Origin of the sequence: Caballeronia sp. LZ033 (genome assembly GCF_031451265.1) — a bacterium.
Lineage (GTDB): Bacteria > Pseudomonadota > Gammaproteobacteria > Burkholderiales > Burkholderiaceae > Caballeronia.
On the sequence record NZ_JARUXQ010000001.1, the window covers coordinates 1879866 to 1900764 of the forward strand.

15 protein-coding genes and 2 tRNA genes are annotated in these 20899 nt (G+C 62.2%); 10 read left to right on the forward strand and 7 right to left on the reverse strand.

What is annotated here, in order from left to right:
* Positions 1-112: 112 nt before the first annotated feature.
* The 3 genes from QCE62_RS08765 (at position 113) to QCE62_RS08775 (ending at position 4344) form a co-directional block, all read left to right on the forward strand.
* Positions 113-1138 (forward strand): DUF1839 family protein, encoded by a 1026-nt coding sequence (locus QCE62_RS08765; protein WP_309916675.1) that lies wholly within the window; start codon positions 113-115, stop codon positions 1136-1138.
* 1012 nt (positions 1139-2150) lie between these two features.
* The gene (locus QCE62_RS08770; protein WP_014191659.1) at positions 2151-2897 is read left to right on the forward strand and encodes a Crp/Fnr family transcriptional regulator; all 747 of its coding nucleotides are present in this window, start codon (positions 2151-2153) and stop codon (positions 2895-2897) included.
* Between the two features lie 31 nt (positions 2898-2928).
* Positions 2929-4344, forward strand: coding sequence for an undecaprenyl-phosphate glucose phosphotransferase (locus tag QCE62_RS08775; RefSeq protein ID WP_309916678.1), 1416 nt, complete (start codon positions 2929-2931; stop codon positions 4342-4344).
* An 83-nt stretch (positions 4345-4427) separates the two neighbouring features.
* On the opposite strand, the gene rpiA is transcribed toward QCE62_RS08775, so the two are convergent.
* From rpiA to rnr, 6 genes are all read right to left on the reverse strand, one after another.
* A complete protein-coding gene (gene rpiA, locus QCE62_RS08780; RefSeq protein ID WP_309916681.1) occupies positions 4428-5117 on the reverse strand; it encodes a ribose-5-phosphate isomerase RpiA in 690 nt (229 codons plus the stop codon).
* Positions 5118-5181: 64 nt separating this feature from the next.
* Complete coding sequence (locus QCE62_RS08785; RefSeq protein ID WP_309916683.1) at positions 5182-5577, reverse strand: SirB2 family protein; 396 nt, start codon at positions 5575-5577, stop codon at positions 5182-5184.
* Positions 5578-5598: 21 nt separating this feature from the next.
* Positions 5599-6429 (reverse strand): N-acetylmuramoyl-L-alanine amidase, encoded by an 831-nt coding sequence (locus QCE62_RS08790; protein WP_309919739.1) that lies wholly within the window; start codon positions 6427-6429, stop codon positions 5599-5601.
* Positions 6430-6437: 8 nt separating this feature from the next.
* The gene (locus QCE62_RS08795; protein ID WP_309916686.1) at positions 6438-7646 is read right to left on the reverse strand and encodes an HNH endonuclease signature motif containing protein; all 1209 of its coding nucleotides are present in this window, start codon (positions 7644-7646) and stop codon (positions 6438-6440) included.
* A 12-nt stretch (positions 7647-7658) separates the two neighbouring features.
* Positions 7659-8402, reverse strand: a complete 744-nt coding sequence (rlmB, locus tag QCE62_RS08800) for a 23S rRNA (guanosine(2251)-2'-O)-methyltransferase RlmB (protein ID WP_309916689.1) — start codon at positions 8400-8402, stop codon at positions 7659-7661.
* Positions 8403-8516: 114 nt separating this feature from the next.
* Complete coding sequence (gene rnr, locus QCE62_RS08805; protein ID WP_404987310.1) at positions 8517-11081, reverse strand: ribonuclease R; 2565 nt, start codon at positions 11079-11081, stop codon at positions 8517-8519.
* A 215-nt stretch (positions 11082-11296) separates the two neighbouring features.
* On the opposite strand from rnr, the gene QCE62_RS08810 reads away from it, so the two are divergent.
* From QCE62_RS08810 to QCE62_RS08840, 7 genes are all read left to right on the forward strand, one after another.
* Positions 11297-11383: transfer RNA gene (locus QCE62_RS08810), tRNA-Leu, on the forward strand.
* A 172-nt stretch (positions 11384-11555) separates the two neighbouring features.
* Positions 11556-11642 (forward strand) — tRNA-Leu (locus tag QCE62_RS08815).
* Positions 11643-12249: 607 nt separating this feature from the next.
* Positions 12250-14181 carry a DUF2957 domain-containing protein gene (locus QCE62_RS08820; protein ID WP_309916691.1) on the forward strand — a complete coding sequence of 644 codons (1932 nt, stop codon included), beginning with the start codon at positions 12250-12252 and terminating at the stop codon, positions 14179-14181.
* A gap of 42 nt (positions 14182-14223) precedes the next feature.
* On the forward strand, positions 14224-15465 hold the full coding sequence (locus QCE62_RS08825; RefSeq protein WP_309916692.1) for a DUF2957 domain-containing protein: 1242 nt from the start codon (positions 14224-14226) through the stop codon (positions 15463-15465).
* 19 nt (positions 15466-15484) lie between these two features.
* Positions 15485-16315 carry an OmpW family outer membrane protein gene (locus QCE62_RS08830; RefSeq protein WP_309916696.1) on the forward strand — a complete coding sequence of 277 codons (831 nt, stop codon included), beginning with the start codon at positions 15485-15487 and terminating at the stop codon, positions 16313-16315.
* Between the two features lie 17 nt (positions 16316-16332).
* Positions 16333-18792, forward strand: a complete 2460-nt coding sequence (locus QCE62_RS08835; RefSeq protein WP_309916699.1) for a DUF6351 family protein — start codon at positions 16333-16335, stop codon at positions 18790-18792.
* A 319-nt stretch (positions 18793-19111) separates the two neighbouring features.
* Complete coding sequence (locus tag QCE62_RS08840; protein ID WP_309916702.1) at positions 19112-20338, forward strand: MFS transporter; 1227 nt, start codon at positions 19112-19114, stop codon at positions 20336-20338.
* Positions 20339-20411: 73 nt separating this feature from the next.
* Here QCE62_RS08840 and QCE62_RS08845 read toward each other — a convergent pair whose 3' ends face one another.
* Positions 20412-20762, reverse strand: coding sequence for a hypothetical protein (locus tag QCE62_RS08845; protein WP_309916705.1), 351 nt, complete (start codon positions 20760-20762; stop codon positions 20412-20414).
* Positions 20763-20899 lie beyond the last annotated feature (137 nt).

Genomic DNA, 20899 nt, shown 5'->3' on the forward strand with positions numbered 1-20899 from the left:
AAAATCAAAATGCATACCGCCATCGAACGCGACAAAGACGCACAACCACAAGCCCGCCCGCTTTGCGCGCCCGCGGTATCGGACGCCGGTTTTCCCGGTCCGAGGTAACGGCATGAGCGCGTTCCATACGAGCGGTGTGACGGGATCGAACGCGGGACGTTCCCGCGTCGTGTCACTCGACCCTCTGCGCCTGCGTGCACGGCGTCATCATGCGCATGCGCTGCATCGCGGTGAGCGCATCTGGCGTGAAGGCATGGCGCCCGTGGACCTGTGGATCGAACTGCTGCACGGCAACGGCTTCGAACCGCGCGCGGCGCTCGCATTCAGCGTCACTCAGGACTTCGAAGACGACCAGTTCACACTCGGCAAACTTCCTCCCGACGATATCGAAAAGCTCTATGGCCTGCAGGTGCAGGAACTCGCGGTATTCGACTCGCTCGAAGAACGCGCGCTCGTGCAGACACGCCGCGCCAACATCGTCCTGCTCGAGACGGATGCCTTCTTTCTGCCCGATACCCGTGCCGATGCCTATCATCGCGAACATGCGCGCACGACCATCGGCGTCGATGTGATCGATCCCGGTGCGCGCCGCCTGGGCTACTTTCATCACACCGGTTATCACCTGCTCGACGGCGCCGACTATGACGGCATCCTGCGCCCCGCCGCGACATCCGCGGCGCTGTTTCCCCATGTCGAATTCGTCAAACATGTGAGAGATGCACTGACGGGCACACCACTCGCGGAGACCTCGGCCGACCTGCTGTGCATGCATCTGCTGCGCCGCCCGCTGCATAACCCGATCTCGCGCTGGCGCCAAGCGTTTCCCGCACACGTCGAAACCATGCTCGAACGCGGCGAAGCGTATGCGCGTCACTATGCGTTCAACGTGATGCAGCAGCTCGGCGCGAACTTCGAATTGCTGGCGCACTACCTGCAATGGATGCGCGAGCAGGGCTTCGACATTCCGTTGTCGGCGCATGCGGGCGCACGCAAGATCGCCAGCGAGACGATGGTGTTGCAATGCCGTCTTGCACGTGCGTTGTCGCGTGGCCGAGAGGACCTTTGCGATGCTTCGTTCGACATCATCGAAGAGGCCTACGCACGAGTCGTTCCTCCACTTGCCGATATCGTCTGTTGATCATTCAAAACGCATTCGACAAGGCAATCGGACTCGAGATGAGTCGTGTTTTGAAGCATTCGCTTTAAAACACGTTTGAGCCTATGTTTCAAGGGCTTTTTCAATCGCTTACCTGATACGGCTCAAGCGTGAAAACATGACGCCGTGATGTCGGCCAAGCATCTTTTGCGCTTGTCGAATGACACAGCGCCAGCATTGTCCTCGATGAAACATTTCGGTGCATCGGAGCAATGTGCGTTCATGCTCGCCGCATGGCTTTGATCCGACGATCGCAGAGCAAACGTTTTACGATCGCCAAGGCAATCCGTGTTGCGGTCGTGCCTTCATGCAAGCGGCGTGTGGGCCGTCATTCAACTGCGGAACCGTCGAATGCATGCCCTGGTCAAGTTCTGCTTCCCGACACTTTTCATCACGTGCAACGCACGCAACGTTTCCGCGCGATGCGCATTTTCATGGCTGCTTTCCTGGTGCGAGCGCAAAGCCTTACCCATCAACGACTCCACAGGAATCAACAGGCGCCTTTCGTACAACGTGATCGCTGCCCCACTCAAGCCATGGAACACGGATGAATCATTTTTCTTTGACCCTACGAAAGAAGGAGTGATGTTCAGGCTCTGTCGAGTGACGATGCTTGTTGCGTGGTCCTCTGGCCTGTCTTTCCCTCCTTCGGAAGGGATTGGACTGATGAAACGAATCGGGGCGCACACGGATTCCTAAGACCACCCATGTTCAATACTGAAACAAAAACGGTGCGCTGCGGTGCATCAAGAAATTGTCCCGTGCAACGAGGCCCCGCCAGCATTGCGATTGCCCACACTGGCACAGTCCTCGCTATAAAGCTCTCGCGGTCCGAAAGGCGGCCAGAACAAAAACAGAACGCCGTCGACGGATTGCTACGGGGCTGGGATGAAGCGTTTTCGATCAAGGCCGCACGAGCGATCGATTCAGAGAACGGTCACACCAGTAAATAAAAATGTGAAGCGCAACGCGCGAAGTTACGAGAGAACCAATCATGCTGACCCTCCAGTCCGACCTGCACGGCAATCACCTGCTTGGCGCACTTCCGGCCCACGAATGGCAGGCACTGACTCCGCATCTCGAACTCGTCCAGCTGCGCACCGAACAACTGCTGTGCGATTCTGGCCAACGCATCCACCACGTCTATTTCCCGACCACGGCGATCATCTCGCTGCTCCATACGATGGAAGACGGTGGCTCGGTCGAGATCGCCGCGGTGGGCCGCGAGGGCATGACGGGCGTGCCGGTGCTGACGGGCGGTGAAACCATGCCGACGCGCGTTCAAGTGCAGTGCCCCGGTTTCGCGTATCGCATGAGCGCGCAAGCGCTGCGCGAGCAGTTCGGCCGTTCCGACTTCCTGCGCCGCCTGATGCTGCTCTACATGCAGGCGCTGCTGACCCAGGTCGCGCAGACTGCTGCATGCAACCGTCACCACTCGCTCAACAAGCAGCTGTGCCGCTGGCTGCTGATCGAGATCGACCGCACCGCGTCGAACGAACTCCAGGTGACGCAGCAACTGATCGCCGACATGCTCGGCGTACGTCGCGAAGGCGTGACCGAAGCGGCCGGCAAACTGCATGACGCGGGCCTGATCCATCACAGCCGCGGCTGCATCAAGGTCGTCGATCGCGAAGGCCTCGAAGCCCGCGCCTGCGAGTGCTACGGCCTCGTGAAGCGTGAATTCGACCGGCTGCTGCCGCGTCTCCGTGCCACCGAGGCAGCATCGGCCTCCAGCGTTTAATGGTTCAATGATGCAAGCTAAAAATCAAAACATGTTTGCGTGGTCGGCACGCTGCCTGGACGTATCGCTGATCGTGGCCGGCGGCCTGATCGCGCATTCGATGCGCTTCGCCACCCTCGACATCAGCGACATCGAACGGCTGCTGACTGCTTTCAACTGCGTTCTCGCGCTGCTGCTGTTCCCCGCGTTCGGCGTGTACGACACCTGGCGCGGCAAGCCCCTGCCGGTCATGCTGGCGCGCGTGACGCTCGCCTGGATGGCCGTGGTGGCCGCGGGCCTGCTGCTGGCCTTCACGCTGCACCGGATGGATTCGGTATCGCGGCTTTGGTTCGCCTATTCGACGGTCATTACCGGCGCATTGATCATCGGCATCAAGTGCGCGGTGTACAGCAGCCTGCGTGCGATGCGCGGACGCGGCCTGAATCAGCGCAGCGTCGCCATTGTCGGCGCGCAGGGTTTCGCCCGCACGTTGCTCGCGCATCTGAGCAGCACGCCGGAACAGGGCTTCACGCCGGTCTGCCTGCTCGACACCACCGGCGACGAGGAACTGCACGCCACCGGCGTCAGGCACGCGCCGACGAGTGCGATCGGCACAGGCGGTTCGCGCCTGCCGGTGCTGAACGACTTCGACGAACTCGTCGCCAAGGTGCGCGCCGAGGAAATCAACGAAGTGTGGCTCGCGTTGCCGCTCTCGCAGGAACATACGATCTATCGCTTCGTGCACGCGTTGCGGCATGACTTCGTGAACCTGCGGCTGATTCCCGATACGCGCAGCATCTCGCTGTTCAACCATTCGATGACGGATGTCGCGGGCCTGGCGACCATCAACCTGACGACCTCGCCGGTCAGCACGCTGCGCATGTGGCCGAAGCTCCTGTTCGACAGGCTGTTCGCGGCGACCGCCCTGCTCGCGCTCTCGCCTCTGCTGATCGGGATCGCGATTGCGGTGAAGTCGACCTCGAAGGGACCGGTGTTCTTCACGCAGAAGCGTAAAGGCGCGGACGGACGGCCCTTCCCGATCTACAAGTTCCGCTCGATGGCGGTGCACAAGGAAACCACCGGACACGTCACGCAGGCGACGCGCAACGATCCGCGCGTGACCAAGGTCGGCGCGTTCCTGCGGCGCACGAGTCTCGACGAGCTGCCGCAGTTCCTCAACGTGCTGTTCGGCCATATGTCCGTCGTGGGTCCGCGTCCGCATGCGCTCGAACATGACGACCTGTACAAGGATCTCGTGTACGGCTACATGTTCCGCTATCGCATCAAGCCGGGCATTACGGGCTGGGCGCAGGTGAACGGCTATCGCGGCGCGACCGAGAAGGTCGAGAAGATGCAGAGCCGGGTGAAGTTCGACCTGTTCTACATCCACAACTGGTCGTTCTGGTTCGACGTGAAGATCGTCGCAATGACGATGTTCAAGGGCTTCATCGGACGCAACGCTTACTGATCCGGTCTCTCCAGAAGAAAGAAGGCCCGGCGCTGCGAAGCGCCGGGCCTTTGTTTTTGTGCTGCGTTGCTGCGTGGCGGAGGTTACGCGTAGTCGATGCGCTCGACGCCCGACTCGGCGCCGAGCAGGCAGAGATCCGCGCCGCGCGCCGCGAACAGCCCGACCGTCACGACGCCCGGCCATGCGTTGATGCTGGCTTCGAGGGCGCGGGGATCGTCGATGGAGAGGCCTTTCACGTCGATGATCTCGTTGCCGTTATCAGTGATGAACGGCGCGCCGTCCTTTGCCACACGCAGCACGGGCACGCCGCCGAGCGCCGCGAGCCGGCGGCCGATCGCGGTGCGCGCCATCGGCACGACTTCGACCGGCAGCGGGAAAGTGCCCATGACGGGCACGCGCTTGCTCGCGTCGGCGATGCACACGAACACGTCCGCGACCGACGCGACGATCTTCTCGCGCGTGAGCGCCCCGCCGCCGCCCTTGATCATGGCGCCGCTGGCGTCGATTTCATCGGCGCCGTCCACGTAGACCGGCAGCGACTCGATCTCGTTCAGGTCGAACACCTTGAAGCCGTGGCCTTCGAGCCGCGCGGTGGTGGCGAGCGAGCTCGACACGGCGCCGCGATAGCGCGCCTTCGAGCGGGCGAGCGCGTCGATGAAGCAGTTGGCCGTGGAGCCGGTGCCGACACCAATGATCGCGCCTTCCGGCACGTTCGCGTTCACGTAGTCGGCGGCGGCCTGGCCGACCCGTTGCTTGAGTTCGTCTTGAGTCATGGGAGGGTGCTGCGCGAGAGGAGAAACTGGAATTTTATCGGAGTGCGCGCGGGACGCACGCCGATCATGCCCAGGCGCGCAGGAAGCCGAGCGGATCGTGGCTGTGCGCCACCGATGCGATGTATGCGAACACCACGATGGCCAGCACCCCGTAGACGGCGCGCGCGCCTTTGGTGCGGCCGCGTTTCAGGGCCAGCGTGCCGAGCACGACATAGACGACGAGTCCCGCGATCTTCGCGCCGAGCCAGGCGGCGTTCGCGGAGAAGCCGATGATCGCGACCAGGCCGATTGCGCTCAGCAGCAGCAGCGTGTCGACGATGTGCGGCAGGACTTTGGCCGGGCGCGTGTGGAGCAGGCGTGAGCCGGTGAGCATCCAGATCCAGCGCAGCACGAAGCCGGCGATGGCGAGGCCTGCGCAGGTCATGTGGAGCGTGCGCAGCGTGAGGAAGGTGTCGCCCATGGCGGTTAGTGGGTTAGTGGGTTAATGGTTGAAGTACTTGTCGAGCAGCGCCTGGGCGATGGCGTCGCTTTCGGCATCCGCGTTGCCCGCATAGTCGGACGGCCGGAAATGCATCTGGAACGCGCTGAAGACGCGGCGCGTCCTGTCGTCGAGCACGCCGTCGGTGGCGACGTCGTAGCCGTAGCGCTTCAGCTTCTCCTGCAGCGGCTGCACGTCGGAAGGCGCTTTCGGATCGCGGCCCGCGAGATGCGCGGCGACGGCGTCGGCATCGGGCCATGCGCCCACGCCGGCATCGTACAGCGTGCGCCAGGGAAAAAGCGGCCCCGGATCGATCTTGCGCTGCGGCGCGATGTCGCTATGGCCGACGACACGGGTCGGCGGGATGTGATAACGCGCGACGATGTCGCGGGAGAGTTGGATGAGAGCGTCGACCTGCGCGGGCGGATAGGGTTGCCACTTGCCTTCGCTGAGCGGACCGGTCGGACCGATAGGACCAAGGTTCACGTTCTCGATGCCGATCGAGGACGCGTTCAGTTCGGTCGCGCCTTGCCATGAACTGACGCCCGCATGCCAGGCGCGCTTGTCTTCCGGAACCAGCTGGTAGACGACCGGCTCGCCATGCTCGATGCGCGGCGCATCCGGCACGACGTAATGGACGCTCACCTGATCGCCGGTGAGCACCGCGAGCGAGCCGGCTTCGTCGATCTCGGTGTAGTGCATCACGAGGAAACGGATGCGGGAGTCGGCGTTCTTTGCGGGGTGGGTCAGGTCGGCGATGTAGGTGCCCCGGTCGAGGTGGGTGGGGGTGCAGGCGGTAAACCAGCACGGCAGGAGCAGCGCTGCACAGCTCATCGCGCGTCTCACGAGTCTCGCTCCCTATCCGACTGCACGAGCATCCAGTGCGTATGAAGCGCGTGGATGCTAGGACGATGTAAAGGATTCGCCGGCAAGCGAAGCACCCTTCCTTCCAACTCACTGTACTCACTGCGTTTCAATTGTGGTGCGATCGAGACTTCGTGAGTCATCGGATCGATAGCGATCAACAAGCGGTCATAAAGCGTATGCAAGTCTGCGCGCAGCAGCAGGCCGTTTTGCACGTCGTTCGTCTTAGGGCCCAGATACCGGGTGATATGAGCGGCCTCTAGCACCTCTTCGATATCGCAATGTGTCAACGCGCAACGGCGCTCATAGGCGTCCAGAAGAGCATTGCGAAAGGCCGGTTGACCCTGGCGCATGACAATGGCGGTCAACGTCTTCTTCCGCGCGTCCTCGAAACTAGAGGGATTGAAGACGCCACTTGCTTCGACTTGTGCTTCGGCTTCCGCCTCAATTGCTACGTCGAGACCCTCCGCAGCATCGATGTTCCGTGCCAGTAGAAAACTCGTCGGTGACGATTCCGCATGCGTTACGTAGTCGAACGGACCTTCGTATCTGAATGCCGCGCCTGAATGTTCGCTTTTCTTAGTCCGATAGAAAACTAGCAGCTCCAGACCGCGTGAGCGATGTTCAGTGATGAGCGAATCGGTACGTCCCGAGCTTTGCCCTTGCCAGTGCAAGACATCGCCTTCCAACTTGTCGACATATTGCACGCGGTCTGCAGTCTTCGATTCGGTGACAAAGAGCAGAACGGAATTCGAGCCCTTTGGGCGAAAGACACCGGTGTTGATCGTCGCGTCGCTGGTGTCCAGAATTCGCTTTAACGCAGCGCGCGTATAGACGCCACCGATAGTCAGGAGCTCGGACACACGCGTGTCACGGCGGTCCTCAAGGTCTGACGGCGCGTCGTCCGAACGCGCGAATTCGAATCCCAGTGCTTCGAGCCTATGCCGAACAGTAGCCGCGCCACCACTGAAATCAGCAGCCTTGAGGGGGCCGTGGGCTGGATACTGTTTTCCGTACGCGACTCCTGCAATTGCCGTCGAGTCGTACAGCTTTCCGCCGATCTGGAGGAAGTACCCGCGGGCCTCCTTGAAACCATATTTTTGAAGGAAAGCAGCCCGCCCGAGGCGATCGAATTCATCCACCGCAGCGAGCACCGCGCTGCGGTCGTCGAGACGTTCAAATGCCATGGACAGTCGACCTTACTTCTTCCCCTGTCTCTGCCTCACCGCCTCAAACAAACACACCCCGCTCGCCACCGACACATTCAGACTTTCAACCGTCCCCGCCATCGGGATATTCATGATCTCGTCGCAGGTTTCGCGCGTGAGCCGGCGCATCCCCTCGCCTTCCGCGCCCACCACGATCGCCACCGGGCCGTCCAGCTTCGTCTCGTACAGCGACGCCGTCGCCTCCCCCGCCGTGCCGATCACCCACACGCCCGCGTCCTTCAGTTCGCGCAGCGCCCGCGCCAGATTCGTCACCGTGATGTACGGCACGCTCTCGGCCGCGCCGCTCGCCACCTTCGCCGCCGTCGCGTTCAAGCCCGCCGACCGGTCGCGCGGCGCGATCACCGCATGCGCGCCCGCCGCATCCGCGACGCGCAGGCACGCGCCGAGATTGTGCGGATCGGTCACGCCGTCCAGCACCAGCAGCAGCGGCGTGCCCGAAATGCCGTCGAGCAGTTCGGCCAGATTCTGCGCGAGCGGCAGGTCATTCGCGCGCGCCACCACGCCCTGATGCTGGATGTTGCCCGCCAGCCCCCAAAGACGCGACTCGTCCACCGCGATCAGCCGCACGCCAGCTTCCTTCGCGGTCCGCAGAAAGTCCTGCATGCGCCGATCCTTGCGCGACGGGTCGTACAGCACCTCCTCGATCGACGATGCATCCGCCCGCAAGCGTGCGGTGACTGCGTGAAATCCGTAGAGAACCTTGAGACGTGACATGACTGATTCGAACCTTCGCTGAAAACTATAAAAACACGACGCGGCCCGAAGCACGAAGCATCGGACCGCGCGTAATGGCTCGCGGCGCGGACTGCACGCCGCTCGATAAACGCTTCAGCGCTTCTTGCGCGCCGGCCGCCCCTGCGACGCCGACTTCGACGCCGCGCCACGCTTCTTCGCCGCACCGCCGCGCGCGCCGGCCGCCAGCGTCGCACCCTTGTTCGTGCCGCCACGGGTACGCGTGCCGGGCACGGCATCGTCGTCGACCAGCGAGTCGGACAACGGCCGCACGCGCGCACTTGAGCCACCACCGCCCGCCGCGTCGCTCACCGCCGCTGCAACACGCGCCGGCGGCTTGACCGGCACGTCGCGCACGAGACGGAAGTCGATCTTGCGTGCATCGAGATCGACACGGCTCACCTGCACGCGCACACGATCCGACATCCGATAGCGAATGCCCGTGCGCTCGCCGCGCAGCTCGTTCTTGATCTCGTCGTACTGGAAGTAATCCGAGCCGAGCTCGGTCACATGCACGAGCCCTTCGATGAACAGCGAATCCAGCTGCACGAAGATGCCGAACGACGTCACGCCGTTCACCATGCCGCCATATTCCTCGCCGAGCTTGTCGCGCATGAAGTAGCACTTGAGCCAGGCTTCGACGTCGCGCGAGGCTTCGTCGGCGCGGCGCTCATTCGACGAGCAATGCAGCCCCAGCTCTTCCCAGATCGCGACGCTGTTGCGCGCACGACCGCGCGCCGTGTCGTCGGCCTTCTGCATTTCGCGCGCGGCCTTCGTGAGACCCGTGCTCAGGAACACCTCGTGGCCGATCTCCGGCAGATACTTCTTGCCCTGCAGGATGGCGTAGATGGCGCGATGCGTGAGCAGGTCGGGATAACGGCGAATCGGGCTCGTGAAGTGCGCATACGCCTCGTACGCCAGACCGAAGTGACCGATGTTGTCCGGGCTGTACACGGCTTGCTGCATCGAACGCAGCACCATCGACTGGAGCATCTGCGCGTCGGGCCGGTCGCGGATCTGCGCGATCAGCGCGGCGTAGTCGCTCGCGTGCGGCTTGGCGCCGCCGGTCAGCGTCAATCCGACGCCGCGCAGGAAGGTGCGCAGGTTCTCCAGCTTCTCTTCGGTCGGCCCTGCGTGCACGCGATACAGGCCCGGATGCTTGTTGCGCTTCAGAAAATCCGCCGCGCAGACGTTCGCCGCCAGCATGCATTCCTCGATCAGCCGGTGCGCGTCATTGCGATGACGCGGCACGATCTGCTCGATCTTGCCCTGCGAGTTCACGACGATATACGTCTCCGTCGTATCGAAGTCGATTGCGCCGCGTTTCTGCCGCGCCGCGTGCAGCGACTTGTAGACGCCATGCAGGTTCTGCAGCTGCGGCAGGATGTCGGCGCGCTTCGCGGCTTCCGGTCCCTTGGTGTTGGTGAGCACCGCCGCGACTTCGGTATAGGTGAGCCGCGCCGCCGAATGCATCACGCCCGGATAGAACTGATAGGCCTTGATCTCGCCGCGCGCGGTGATGACCATGTCGCACACGAGCACGCAGCGGTCGACCTGCGGATTCAGCGAACACAATCCGTTCGACAGCTTCTCCGGCAGCATCGGAATCACGCGGCGCGGGAAATACACCGACGTGCTGCGGTCGAGCGCATCGACGTCCAGCGCCTCGTTCGGGCGCACGTAATGCGAGACATCGGCGATGGCCACCAGCAGGCGGAAACCCTGCCCGCGTCCGACCGTGACCGGCTCGCAATACACGGCGTCGTCGAAGTCGCGCGCGTCTTCGCCGTCGATCGTGACGAGCGGCACGTCGCGCAGATCCACACGATGGCGGATGTCCACCGGCCGCACTTCGTCCGGCAGCTTGGCCGCCAGCGCGAGCGCGGCGTCGCTGAACTCGTGCGGCACGCCATACTTGCGCACGGCAATCTCGATCTCCATGCCGGGATCGTCGATATCGCCGATCACCTCGACCACCCGTCCCAGCGGCTGCGAATGCCGGCTCGGGAAATCCGTCAGGTCGACGGACACGACCTGCCCGACCTTCGCCTTCTTCGGGTTCTGCGTGATGAGGATGTCGTGGCCGATACGCTTGTCTTCGGGCACGAGAATCAGCGCGCCGTTCTCGTTGATGAGCCGCCCGATGATGCGCTTGTTGGCCCGATCCGTGACCTCGACGATATGCCCTTCCGGCCGCCCGCGACGGTCATAGCCGACGATGCGCGCCAGCACGCGGTCGTTGTGCATGACCTTCTGCATTTCGCCGTTGGGCAGGAAGAGGTCGTCCTGGCCGTCGTCGCGAATCAGGAAGCCGAAGCCATCGCGATGGCCCTGCACGCGGCCCGCAACGAAGTTCGATGGATGAGTGAGTTGATAGTGGCCACGTTTGTCGAGCCGGATTTGCCCGTCTCGTTCCATGGCCGCCAGGCGCTTGAAAAATCCTTCACGCTCCTGGCGTTTGATCGACAGCGCCTCGGCGATGTCGTTCGCGGCATGCGGAGTCTCGCTCGTGCGCAGCACGCCGAGAATCTCTTCGCGGCTGGGAATCGGATACGGATATTTGCTCAAGGGCTTGATCGTGTTGTTCTCGTTGGGCTGGAAAGTCGGCCGTCGTGTGTTGCCGTTCGCACCTGCTTCCGCGTTTGCCTCGTTCGCTGGCATCGTGCGCTTGATTCGGATTGATTCTAACACCCGCCATTCGGACGCCACGGACCTCACCGCCCGCTCCACGGCGCCCGGCAAGGCTGCGGACGTCTCCGGTGGAAACGCTTGACAGACTCGATACGGTCGATATAATTGCGTTCTCTGCTGTTGAGCAACCCGCCAAAAACGGTCTGCACCAACGAATTGAAGAAATTGAAGCAGAGCACACCCTTGCCCAGGTGGCGGAATTGGTAGACGCACTAGGTTCAGGTCCTAGCGGTGGCAACACCGTGGAGGTTCGAGTCCTCTCTTGGGCACCAGATGTTTGAAAAAGCCACCTTCGGGTGGCTTTTTCATTTTATGCAGGGATCGTGTTTCCGGACGGCTTCAGGTGGGTGCTTCAGGTGGGTTTTTGAACATCTCCAGTCGTCAGACTTTTCAGTTGACACGGTTTCGGTTCCCGCTACAATAGCGGGCTCGCTGTACCCCTTGGCCCAGGTGGCGGAATTGGTAGACGCACTAGGTTCAGGTCCTAGCGGTGGCAACACCGTGGAGGTTCGAGTCCTCTCCTGGGCACCAAGGTCCTCTTTCGCGAGACGCTGATCGAAGCGCATCGCACGCAAGAACCCCACGCACTGACGTGGGGTTTTTCGTTTCCGGCCGTGTTTTTTTTCGCGGCTCGGATCTGAGCACGTCACATCAAATCATTCCGCCACCTGCGCGACTTCCTTCGCGTTGATCGCTCACGTCGAGGCATGCTCCGCCCCTATGCGCAGCGCTGGCTGGAATTCGAGCCGTGGCGCGCTACCCCTCTTCCCTGTTTCAGTCGGAATTTAATTCACGATTTTCCTAGTGACAATAATGGTGCAACGGTTCCGTTTTTTAATTCAATTCACCCGATTATCCACAGCATCTGATTTAGAAGATTTCATCGATTGACACCGAAAACCGCCTTTATCAGAATCCAGCTTCAGAATGCTGACCGTTATAAGTCATTACGAAAAATCTTCCGTCAATCGCCATGCTGCGGACGCATGGAACGAATTTCAATCATGAGTGTTATTGCATGACGTTCGAAATAATGAATTCGACGTTCGCATTCGGCGAACGATATTGAAACATAAAAGCTGCGTCAGCCGATAATCGACGGCGCGCTCAATTAAAAATGAAAATCAGGAGACGTAGAATGGCGCTCCGCCATTTTAGAAACCGGTTCGCCTGCGTTGCCGCTCTCGCCACTTTGGCGTCGTGCAGCGACGGGAATGTCAGCCAACCCGCCGCCATCAACGTGCCGCAGTGTTCGGGATCGGCGTGCGGAGCGCAGGGACAGCCCGTTTCCGCACCAACGAGCAGCGCACAGCTTTGCCCGGCGGATCAGGCCATATCCGGCAGCACCTATTTGGGCGGGACTGGAAGCGGCGAGGTGGTGAGTCTCCATCTCGACGCGACAGCAATGACCTACACGCTGAAGTGGCTGGAGTCGTCGGTGCCGCTGGCTGCGGGTACGCTGACGCCCACTCGGAAGGGCGTGACGATTTCCGGCAATCTGACCCATCCGCCCGCGGGCACGCTTCCGACCGCTCAACAAACCCGTTGCGCATTCGTGCTGATGCCTGGCAGCAGTGACTCCGGCTATTCCACGTCGAATGATTTCAATCAAGCCAATCCACCGACGATTCTCCTGGGCTTCGGCATCGCGGGGGGCGGCATTCCCGGCGCGACGATGGAATTCGACGGATATTCGGCCATGGCGACAGTCGCGCAGAATCCCGGCTTACAGCAGTTTTTGAGTATTTTGGCGAATGCGAATGATTTGCAAACCGCCAGCGCGTTTCTGAATAATGTGATCGCGCCGCCCTTCAGTTTCGCGGGAATCGGCTGGGCGTTTATCCGAGGAGGCTTTGGTGCGGTTGGCATTACTCCGGATCAACTGAACATGGTGCAGCAGGTCCTGATCGCGCTGCAAACACCGGCTTTACAGCAAACCTTGGCCGAGGTTAAAAGTACCCTGAATACGAATCCCCAAAGTCTGAATCCGCTATTGAGCATCTTGAAAGTTCCTTCCATGGTTGGTGCGGTTCCGAACCGGCACGTCGATTTTTATCCGTTCGTCGGTTTCTCCAGTGTCTCGATGAATCCGGCAGACGTTCAGGGAACGTATAACGGGCTGCTATACCATGTCGTGCCGTCGGGTGGCTATGCAACCAGCGGCACAATCACCCACGAATCATTTGACAAAGACGGACATTGCACGAGCACGAATGCCGCCAATCCGAATTACACGTCCAGTGCCACCGGCTGTCTGACCACCGGCGGCGACTGGGCTATCAACCCGGCGGGGTACTTCGACAGCGCAGCGGCACCTCAGATCGGCACGCAATTCAGTGCGCTTTTCAGCCCGTCCCAGATCCAGTCCGTCGTTGCGACGATCAACGGCATAGCCGGCGCCTTGAGCAATCAAGGCCTCCTCGGCACTGTGGGACTCGTGGACCCGGCCATCGTGCCTGTCCTGCAGCAGACGGCCCAGGCCCTCAGCGGCACGATCCCCCTGCTCTCCGCGATGACGCTGCCGAAGGCCGGCCTCATTGCATCGGCGCATATGGTTCTGGGCCAGTTGAACGGCGCAACCATTCCGGTGATCGTGCGAACCGGCCTCATGATTCCCGGCACCGCGCCTTACTTCACCAACGCACAGGTCGACGACGAATCCGGCATCGCCGTCCTGAGCCACGCAACCGCACTGAAGAGCGGCGCGATCGACGGCACTTATGCTGGGGCCGACTCCAACTTCAAGTACACGGGAACGGTCATCAACGGCGCCACCGGATCGTTCATCGACCCGACATCCCAGCAGCCTGAAACCGCATTCACGCTCGACTATGGGCAGTCGACGCCCGGCGTCATTCACCTCGCAGAGAGCGGCAATGCGCCGTACCAGGGCGACTTGATTGCGGCTGGCGGCCTGTACGCGGCCTTGATTCAAGGCTCGGCGAACGGCGGCCTCGCGTCGACCTCGTCCGGAATCGGGATGGGCGCCGCCATCACACCGGCTGCGGCCTCGCCCTACTTCAGCGTAGGCGCGCTTTCCGGCGCGGCCGCCCAGCCTGGCAATCCATAAGAAGACAGGCGCTTCCAAACGGAAGCGCTGCGGAGGAGATCCATGAAGAACACCATCAGAACGACGATGGCGGGCGCCGCGCTTTTGCTCTCGGCGTGCGGAGGGGCGACCGACAACACGGCGCCGCTGGTCCAGGCGCCGCTGTGTCCGTCGTCGCTCGACTACGGGACGGTCTTCACGGGCGGGGCCGGCGACGGCGAACTGGTCAGGATCCAGCTCGACACCACCCGGCTCACCTGGCAGGTCACCTATGTGGCGTCGCCGATCCCGCAAACGCCGGGCACCGTGGTGCCGACGCGCGCAGGCACGCTCGATAGCGGCACGCTCACCCCGGAAACGCAGCTCGCGACGCAAAGCCTCAACCGCTGCGCGTACCGGCTGAATGGCGCGAGCCTCGACCCTGCACGGCCGGCGCGCGTGTTCGTCGGCGACGGCGTGATCGGCGGCACCATTCCGGGCAAGGAGCTGGCGTACGCGGGCAACGGCGGCCAGGGCGCCATCCCTGACACGACCTTTCCCTACTTCCCGTTCATCGGGTTTGCGACGCTCGATACGGATCTGGCCGACATCACCGGAACGTACAACCAGATCGGCTACGCCCAGGTGCCCTCGCAGAACTTTGCGCCGACGACCATCAACGCCAGCGTGACGATCAATCCGGACGGCAGCTGGTCGCGCTGCGACACGACAGGCCTCTATGCCGGCACATGCAGACAGCCGGGCACGAACCTGACGGCCTCCTCGAACGGCAGCGGCGCGTTCGAGACGGATCACTACCAGGGGCAGATCCAGCCGACGCTGGCGCCGGTGGCGCAGGCGAAGGGCTACCTGATCGTCGGCACATTGCGAGGCCAGCGGGTGCCGATCATGATCCGCACCGGTGCGGCGAACCCGGGCACGCAGCCTGACGCGAACGGCGTCCCGCCCCTGACCGCCGACGACGAATCGGGCATTGCCATCCTGGCGCCGCAGACGAAGCTTGCGTCGGGATCCCAGAACGGCGAGTACATCGGCGCCGACAGCCGGTTCGACTACCGCGCGACCGCGCTCGCCGACACCCGGGCCACGCTGTTCGATCCGTTCAACGCGTCCCAGGCCTCGTTGGCGACCGTCCTGACGCTCGACTACACGCAGACGCTGCCGGGCGCGATCAGTACCACGCACGCGGATGCGGCCAGCGCAACGCCCACCGGCACGTTTCTTTTCACAGGAGGCGTGTTTGGCTTCCTCGACATGTCCACCCCCGCGTCGCCCTATTTCCTGATCGGCGCGTTCGTGCAGTGAAGGGAACCCGGAGCCTTCGATGAAACGAATCTTTCATGCCATGGCGTGTGCGGCGTTCCTGCTGCCCTGCATCGCGTCGGCACAAAGCGCGGGCAGCAACGTCGTGTCGCTGGGATGGCTGCATGCGTTTCCGCAAGACAGCAGCAGCTCGCTGACCACGTATGTCGCACCCACGCCCATGAACGGCGCGCTGGGCCTGCCGCCGTCGTTCAATTCCCCGGGAACCGGGCTGAGCGTCGGGCAGGCCGACACGCTCGGCATCACCTTCTCCCACTTTCTGACGGATCAGTTTGCCGTCACCGCATTGGCCGGCGTGCCGCCGAAGTTCCAGGTGTACGGAAGCGGCACGATTACCCCACCCGGCCCGGCAGGCACGCTGGGCACCCAGAACATCGGCCTCGGGGCGGTCAATCCCGTCGTGAAGTCCGCGCGGCTGTGGAGCCCGGCTGTCATCCTGCAGTATTACATCGGACAGCCAACTTCCCGATTCCGGCCCTTCCTCGGCGTCGGCGTCTCGTACAACTGGTTCAGCGACGTCCAGCTTGGCAACAACTTCATCGCGCAGACGCGTAACACGCTGGGTCAGGTTCTGGCGGCGGGCGCAGGAAAACCCGGTCCGACGCAGGTGTCGGGCGATGCGTCGTCGTCATGGCAGCCGGTATTCAACGCGGGCTTCCTGTTCAACATCACGGAGCACTGGGGATTGCTTGCATCGCTGTCCTATATCCCGTTGAAAACCACCTCTTCGGTGACGATCAAGGCCGCCGACGGCACGACACTCGCGGTGTCCAAGTCCGACCTGAAAGCGGATCCCCTGATCACGTTTCTCGCCGTGTCCTACAAATTCTGAACAATCGGGAAATCGCGATGGCAAGTCGAATTCAATCCCTTCGCCAGACCGGGCTGCTGGCATTGGTGTCATTGCTGCTGGCCGGGTGCGGCGGCGGTTCGGGTTCGACCGGCTCGACCGGCTCGTCTTCGAGCCCCTCGACCGATACCGGGACCTCTGGAAACAATCCCGCCGCAGTCGCACCCAGTGCGCCTCCGCCCGTCATCAAGGTGCTGTCCGGGCGCGCGGATCTGGTGAGCGGCGGCAACGCCCTGATTGAACTGGATCTGCCGCAAGGCGCGAACGCGCAGAACATCTATGTATCGCTGAACGGCATCGACGAGCGCAAGGCGTTCGCCTATGACGCTTCCGGTAGCTACATCGGGCTCGTGACCGGCCTGTCGCCGGGGTCAAACACCTTATCGGTATCCGGACCGGGTTTGACGACCGCGCAACAGACCCTCATCGATCACCCCCTGGGGGGGCCGATATTCTCCGGGCCCCAGATTCAGCCTTGGCCCTGCCAGCCGGGAGCGACCGACGCCCAGTGCAACCAGGCGCCCATCTACAGCTGGCTATATCTGTCGACCAATCCGTCACTGCAAGGGCTGCAACCCTACAACCCGGTTCGGCCACCCCAGGATATCGCCTCCGTCACGACTGAGCAGGGCGTGACGGTGCCGTTCATCGTCCGGGTGGAAACGGGCTATCAGGACCGCAGCCAGTATCAGATCGGGACGCTTTACCAACCGGCGCTGGCGTGGACCGCGATCAGCCCCCAGCCGCAATTCAATCGCAAGCTCTATATCACGCACGGCAGTCTGTGCGGGATCTTCTTCGGTGCGTCTGCCAATCCGTCGGTCGTCACTGACGGCTCTTCCGCCGCCAATGACACTGTGCTTTACGCGCTAGGGAAAGGATTCGCCGTGCTGAGCACCGCACTGGCCAATAGCGCCGTCGATTGCAATGTCGCCATTCAGGCTGAATCTCTCATCATGGCCAAGGAATATTTCATCAAGAACTATGGCCGCTTGCGCTACACCATCGGGATGGGCGTGTCTGGCGGCTCGCTGGCCGAGCAATGGGTTCAAAATGCCTATCCCGGCGTGTATCAGGCGTTGCTGGCATCCGCCGCCTTCCCTGATGCCTGGGGATCCGCCGCGCAAATGGCGGATAACCATCTGTTGCTGAGCTACTTCGGCCAGAACAGCGTCAGCGCCGGCGGGATTGCCTGGAGCCCGCAGGCCCAGCAGGCCGTCTACGGGGATATCGGCAGCCCGTGGGGTGCGCAGGGCATCGCAGCGGCAGCCTCCGCACTGAGCGGTGTGCCGACAGCGCTCCCTTCTACGCTGCTCGGCTTGATCGGAAGCAACCTGATTCCTGCGAACGTCGATCAGAATATCTACTTGACGGATCTTGCGTTTTTCTCTGCCGTCTATCCAAATGGCGCCTCTGCTTCGCCAACCGCCGTCGGTTCATGCCCGGGGATTAAAAACCCTGCCATCATCTTTAACGCGGACACCAACCCCAGCGGCGTTCGATGCGGCATCACCGATTGGGCCGTCAACATCTTCGGCCTGCGTGCGCAAGGCGTCTGGTCGGCAACCGAACAAGCGCTGGGTCACGGTTTCGCGGGCCGTCCGTACGACAACGTCGGGGTGCAATACGGATTGAACTCTCTTCAGAACGGGGCGATATCGCTGGCGCAGTTTCTCGATCTCAACCAGAACGTCGGCGCCCTGGACATCAATGGCGTTCCCACTGCGACGCGCGTGATGGCGGACGAGCCTGCGCTCCAGAATGTCTATCGGGCCGGCATGATCAACGAAGCCAATCACCTCGACGCCACGCCGATCGTGGATTGCCTCGGCCCCAACCCGGCTGGGCACGACACCTCGCGCACGTTCGCGCTTCGAGCTCGGCTGGATCATGCCTTCGGGAATCACGCCAATGATGTGATATTCGGTGGTCCGACTTTACTTACCGGTGACGCGACCTGCTTTCTGAAAGCGTTCAAGACGCTGGAAACCTGGCTGAACAACATCGAGGCCGACGCCAGTGCGCTATCGCTCGCGCAGAAAGTGTCGGCGGACAAGCCCGCGAACGCTGTAGACAGTTGCTTCGATTCAAGCGGCAACGTTCAGCCCGGGCTGTGCAGCAACACCGTCATACCGGTCTATCAGACGCCGCGCATCGTGGCGGGGCAGTCCGTTGCGATGGATGTCAACAAGTGCGAGCGCAAACCGCTGAACCGGTCGGACAATTACGGTCCGATTCCATTCAGCGATCAGCAGTGGGCCCAGATGCAGGCGATATTCCCTGCCGGAGTCTGCGACTTCTCTCAGCCCGGCGTCGATCAGACCGGGGCCGTTCCGTGGATGACGTACCAGAACCCGGACGGATCGGTGATCTACGGCGGCCAGGCAATGCCTCCCGCTGCACGGAACTGGAGCGTCGGCTGGGCCAGCCCGGCATTCGCTCAGTCTCTGTATCAATAATGAATTCCGCCGGTATGCAAACCGGCGTCACATTTGGAGACTCTTCAGAACCTTGCAATCTCTCGAGATGTCTTCTTTCATTAATGATTCACATGTTCACCGTGATTAACAGATTTGAATGACTCGTGTATTAATTGATTCAGATTCACTGCCAGCCTTTTCCGAACGAAAGCAGTTTGATCAAGCATGAGTTGGCCGGCCGCCGTAGACTCGCGGTTGCGCGGGGCCGCTGAGCCGTCGCGCCTGCGGGCGGCGCATTTATTGCTGCGTCGCTCCCTGTTGATCTGCCAATTCGAATCAAACAATTCCAACGGAGCACGTGGCAATGAACTGGACGCGCGAACAGAGAAACGTAACGATCGCCGCTTATCTGGGCTGGACACTCGACGCATTCGATTTCTTCCTGATGGTCTTCGTATTGAAAGACATCGCCGCCGAATTCAATACGAAAATCCCCGACGTCGCATTCGCCATTACGTTGACGCTGGCCATGCGCCCGCTCGGCGCGCTGATATTCGGACGCCTCGCCGACAAGTTCGGCCGCCGTCCAACGCTGATGATCAATATCGCAATCTATTCGATGCTGGAGCTTCTCTCCGGCCTCTCCCCAAACCTGATGACGCTGCTGATCCTGCGCGCGCTGTTCGGCATCGCGATGGGCGGCGAATGGGGCGTCGGTTCCGCGCTGACGATGGAAACCGTGCCGCCTTCCGCGCGCGGCTTCGTGTCCGGCCTGCTGCAGGCGGGCTATCCCAGCGGCTACCTGCTGGCCTCGATTGTTTTCGGGGTGCTGTATCAGTTTGTCGGCTGGCGCGGCATGTTCTTCGTTGGCGTGATTCCCGCCCTGCTCGTGCTTTACATCCGCGCGCATGTTCCCGAGTCCCCCGCGTGGCGCGCGATGGAGAAGCGCCCGCGCCCGAGCCTCATTGCCACGCTCAAGCGGAACTGGACATTGTCGCTCTACGCAATCGTGCTGATGACCGCGTTCAACTTCTTCTCGCACGGCACGCAGGATCTCTATCCGACCTTCCTGCGCGAACAGCATCATTTCGATCCGCACACCGTGTCGGTCATCACCATCGTGCTCAACATCGGCGCGATTGTCGGCGGGCTGTTCTTCGGGTCGCTGTCCGAGAAGATCGGGCGGCGTCTGGCGATCTTCATCGCCGCGCTGATCGCGTTGCCGGTGCTGTACCTCTGGGCGTTCTCGACGACACCGGTCATGCTGGCGATCGGCGCGTTCCTCATGCAGATCTCCGTGCAGGGCGCGTGGGGCGTGATTCCCGTGCATTTGAACGAAATCTCCCCCGACGAGATTCGCGCGACCTTCCCCGGACTCGTCTACCAGCTCGGCAACCTGCTGGCCGCCGTCAATGCGACGATGCAGGCTGAGATCGCGACATCGCACGGCAACAACTACGGCATGGCCATGGCGATTGTCGCGGGCGTAGTCGCGGTGGTGATCGCGGGGCTCATCTTCTTCAGCCGCGAACGCAGGGGTATCGACATGACGCGATCGGCGGAAAGCGCGGGCGCCGGCAGCTAGACGCTGTGCGCAACGCGCGACCGTAAAGGCGCGCGGACCGCATCCGCGCACCGCGCCCGCCCTTCCACCACTGCTATGCCTTGATCTCGCCCTTGAGCGCGAGCATCCGCAGGCTCTCGAACGCGCTGGCGTCCGGCGGATGGCCGGCGCATGCCTCCCGCTCGCGTCGCAGGCGATTCAGGATGCGCTCGGGCACGCCGAGTTCGTGGCAGATCGCAGCCGGCGGGATGGCCTGCTCCAGACAGACTAGACCGATGAACCTCCCGACGGACGTCAGGCGTCCGCCAGGATCCCGATACAACGAGAAGCCGCTATCGCAGCCGGCGGCCTGGATTGTCGCGATCAGCGATTCGTCCAGCGGCACGCGCAGGTAGCGGCATGCACCGTTCATCCCGAAGAAAATATAGAGCACGTAGCCCTGCATGCAGGCCCAGTCCGGAAACGTGGCTTCAACCGGAACAGCGCCTATGTTTAGCCTCTCCAAGTGATCCAGATTATTCGAGTTCAACTATGCTCCTCCAACCACGTGCACGTGCAGGTGGTCGCAACTAGAAGCACTCC

Bases quoted from the DNA above. Each gene is read 5' to 3' on its own strand.
- QCE62_RS08765 (WP_309916675.1), top strand. From the start codon at position 113: ATGAGCGCGTTCCATACGAGCGGTGTGACGGGATCGAACGCGGGACGT.
- QCE62_RS08770 (WP_014191659.1), top strand. From the start codon at position 2,151: ATGCTGACCCTCCAGTCCGACCTGCACGGCAATCACCTGCTTGGCGCA.
- QCE62_RS08775 (WP_309916678.1), top strand. From the start codon at position 2,929: ATGTTTGCGTGGTCGGCACGCTGCCTGGACGTATCGCTGATCGTGGCC.
- rpiA (WP_309916681.1), bottom strand. From the start codon at position 5,117: ATGACTCAAGACGAACTCAAGCAACGGGTCGGCCAGGCCGCCGCCGAC.
- QCE62_RS08785 (WP_309916683.1), bottom strand. From the start codon at position 5,577: ATGGGCGACACCTTCCTCACGCTGCGCACGCTCCACATGACCTGCGCA.
- QCE62_RS08790 (WP_309919739.1), bottom strand. From the start codon at position 6,429: ATGAGCTGTGCAGCGCTGCTCCTGCCGTGCTGGTTTACCGCCTGCACC.
- QCE62_RS08795 (WP_309916686.1), bottom strand. From the start codon at position 7,646: ATGGCATTTGAACGTCTCGACGACCGCAGCGCGGTGCTCGCTGCGGTG.
- rlmB (WP_309916689.1), bottom strand. From the start codon at position 8,402: ATGTCACGTCTCAAGGTTCTCTACGGATTTCACGCAGTCACCGCACGC.
- rnr (WP_404987310.1), bottom strand. From the start codon at position 11,081: ATGCCAGCGAACGAGGCAAACGCGGAAGCAGGTGCGAACGGCAACACA.
- QCE62_RS08820 (WP_309916691.1), top strand. From the start codon at position 12,250: ATGGCGCTCCGCCATTTTAGAAACCGGTTCGCCTGCGTTGCCGCTCTC.
- QCE62_RS08825 (WP_309916692.1), top strand. From the start codon at position 14,224: ATGAAGAACACCATCAGAACGACGATGGCGGGCGCCGCGCTTTTGCTC.
- QCE62_RS08830 (WP_309916696.1), top strand. From the start codon at position 15,485: ATGAAACGAATCTTTCATGCCATGGCGTGTGCGGCGTTCCTGCTGCCC.
- QCE62_RS08835 (WP_309916699.1), top strand. From the start codon at position 16,333: ATGGCAAGTCGAATTCAATCCCTTCGCCAGACCGGGCTGCTGGCATTG.
- QCE62_RS08845 (WP_309916705.1), bottom strand. From the start codon at position 20,762: ATGCAGGGCTACGTGCTCTATATTTTCTTCGGGATGAACGGTGCATGC.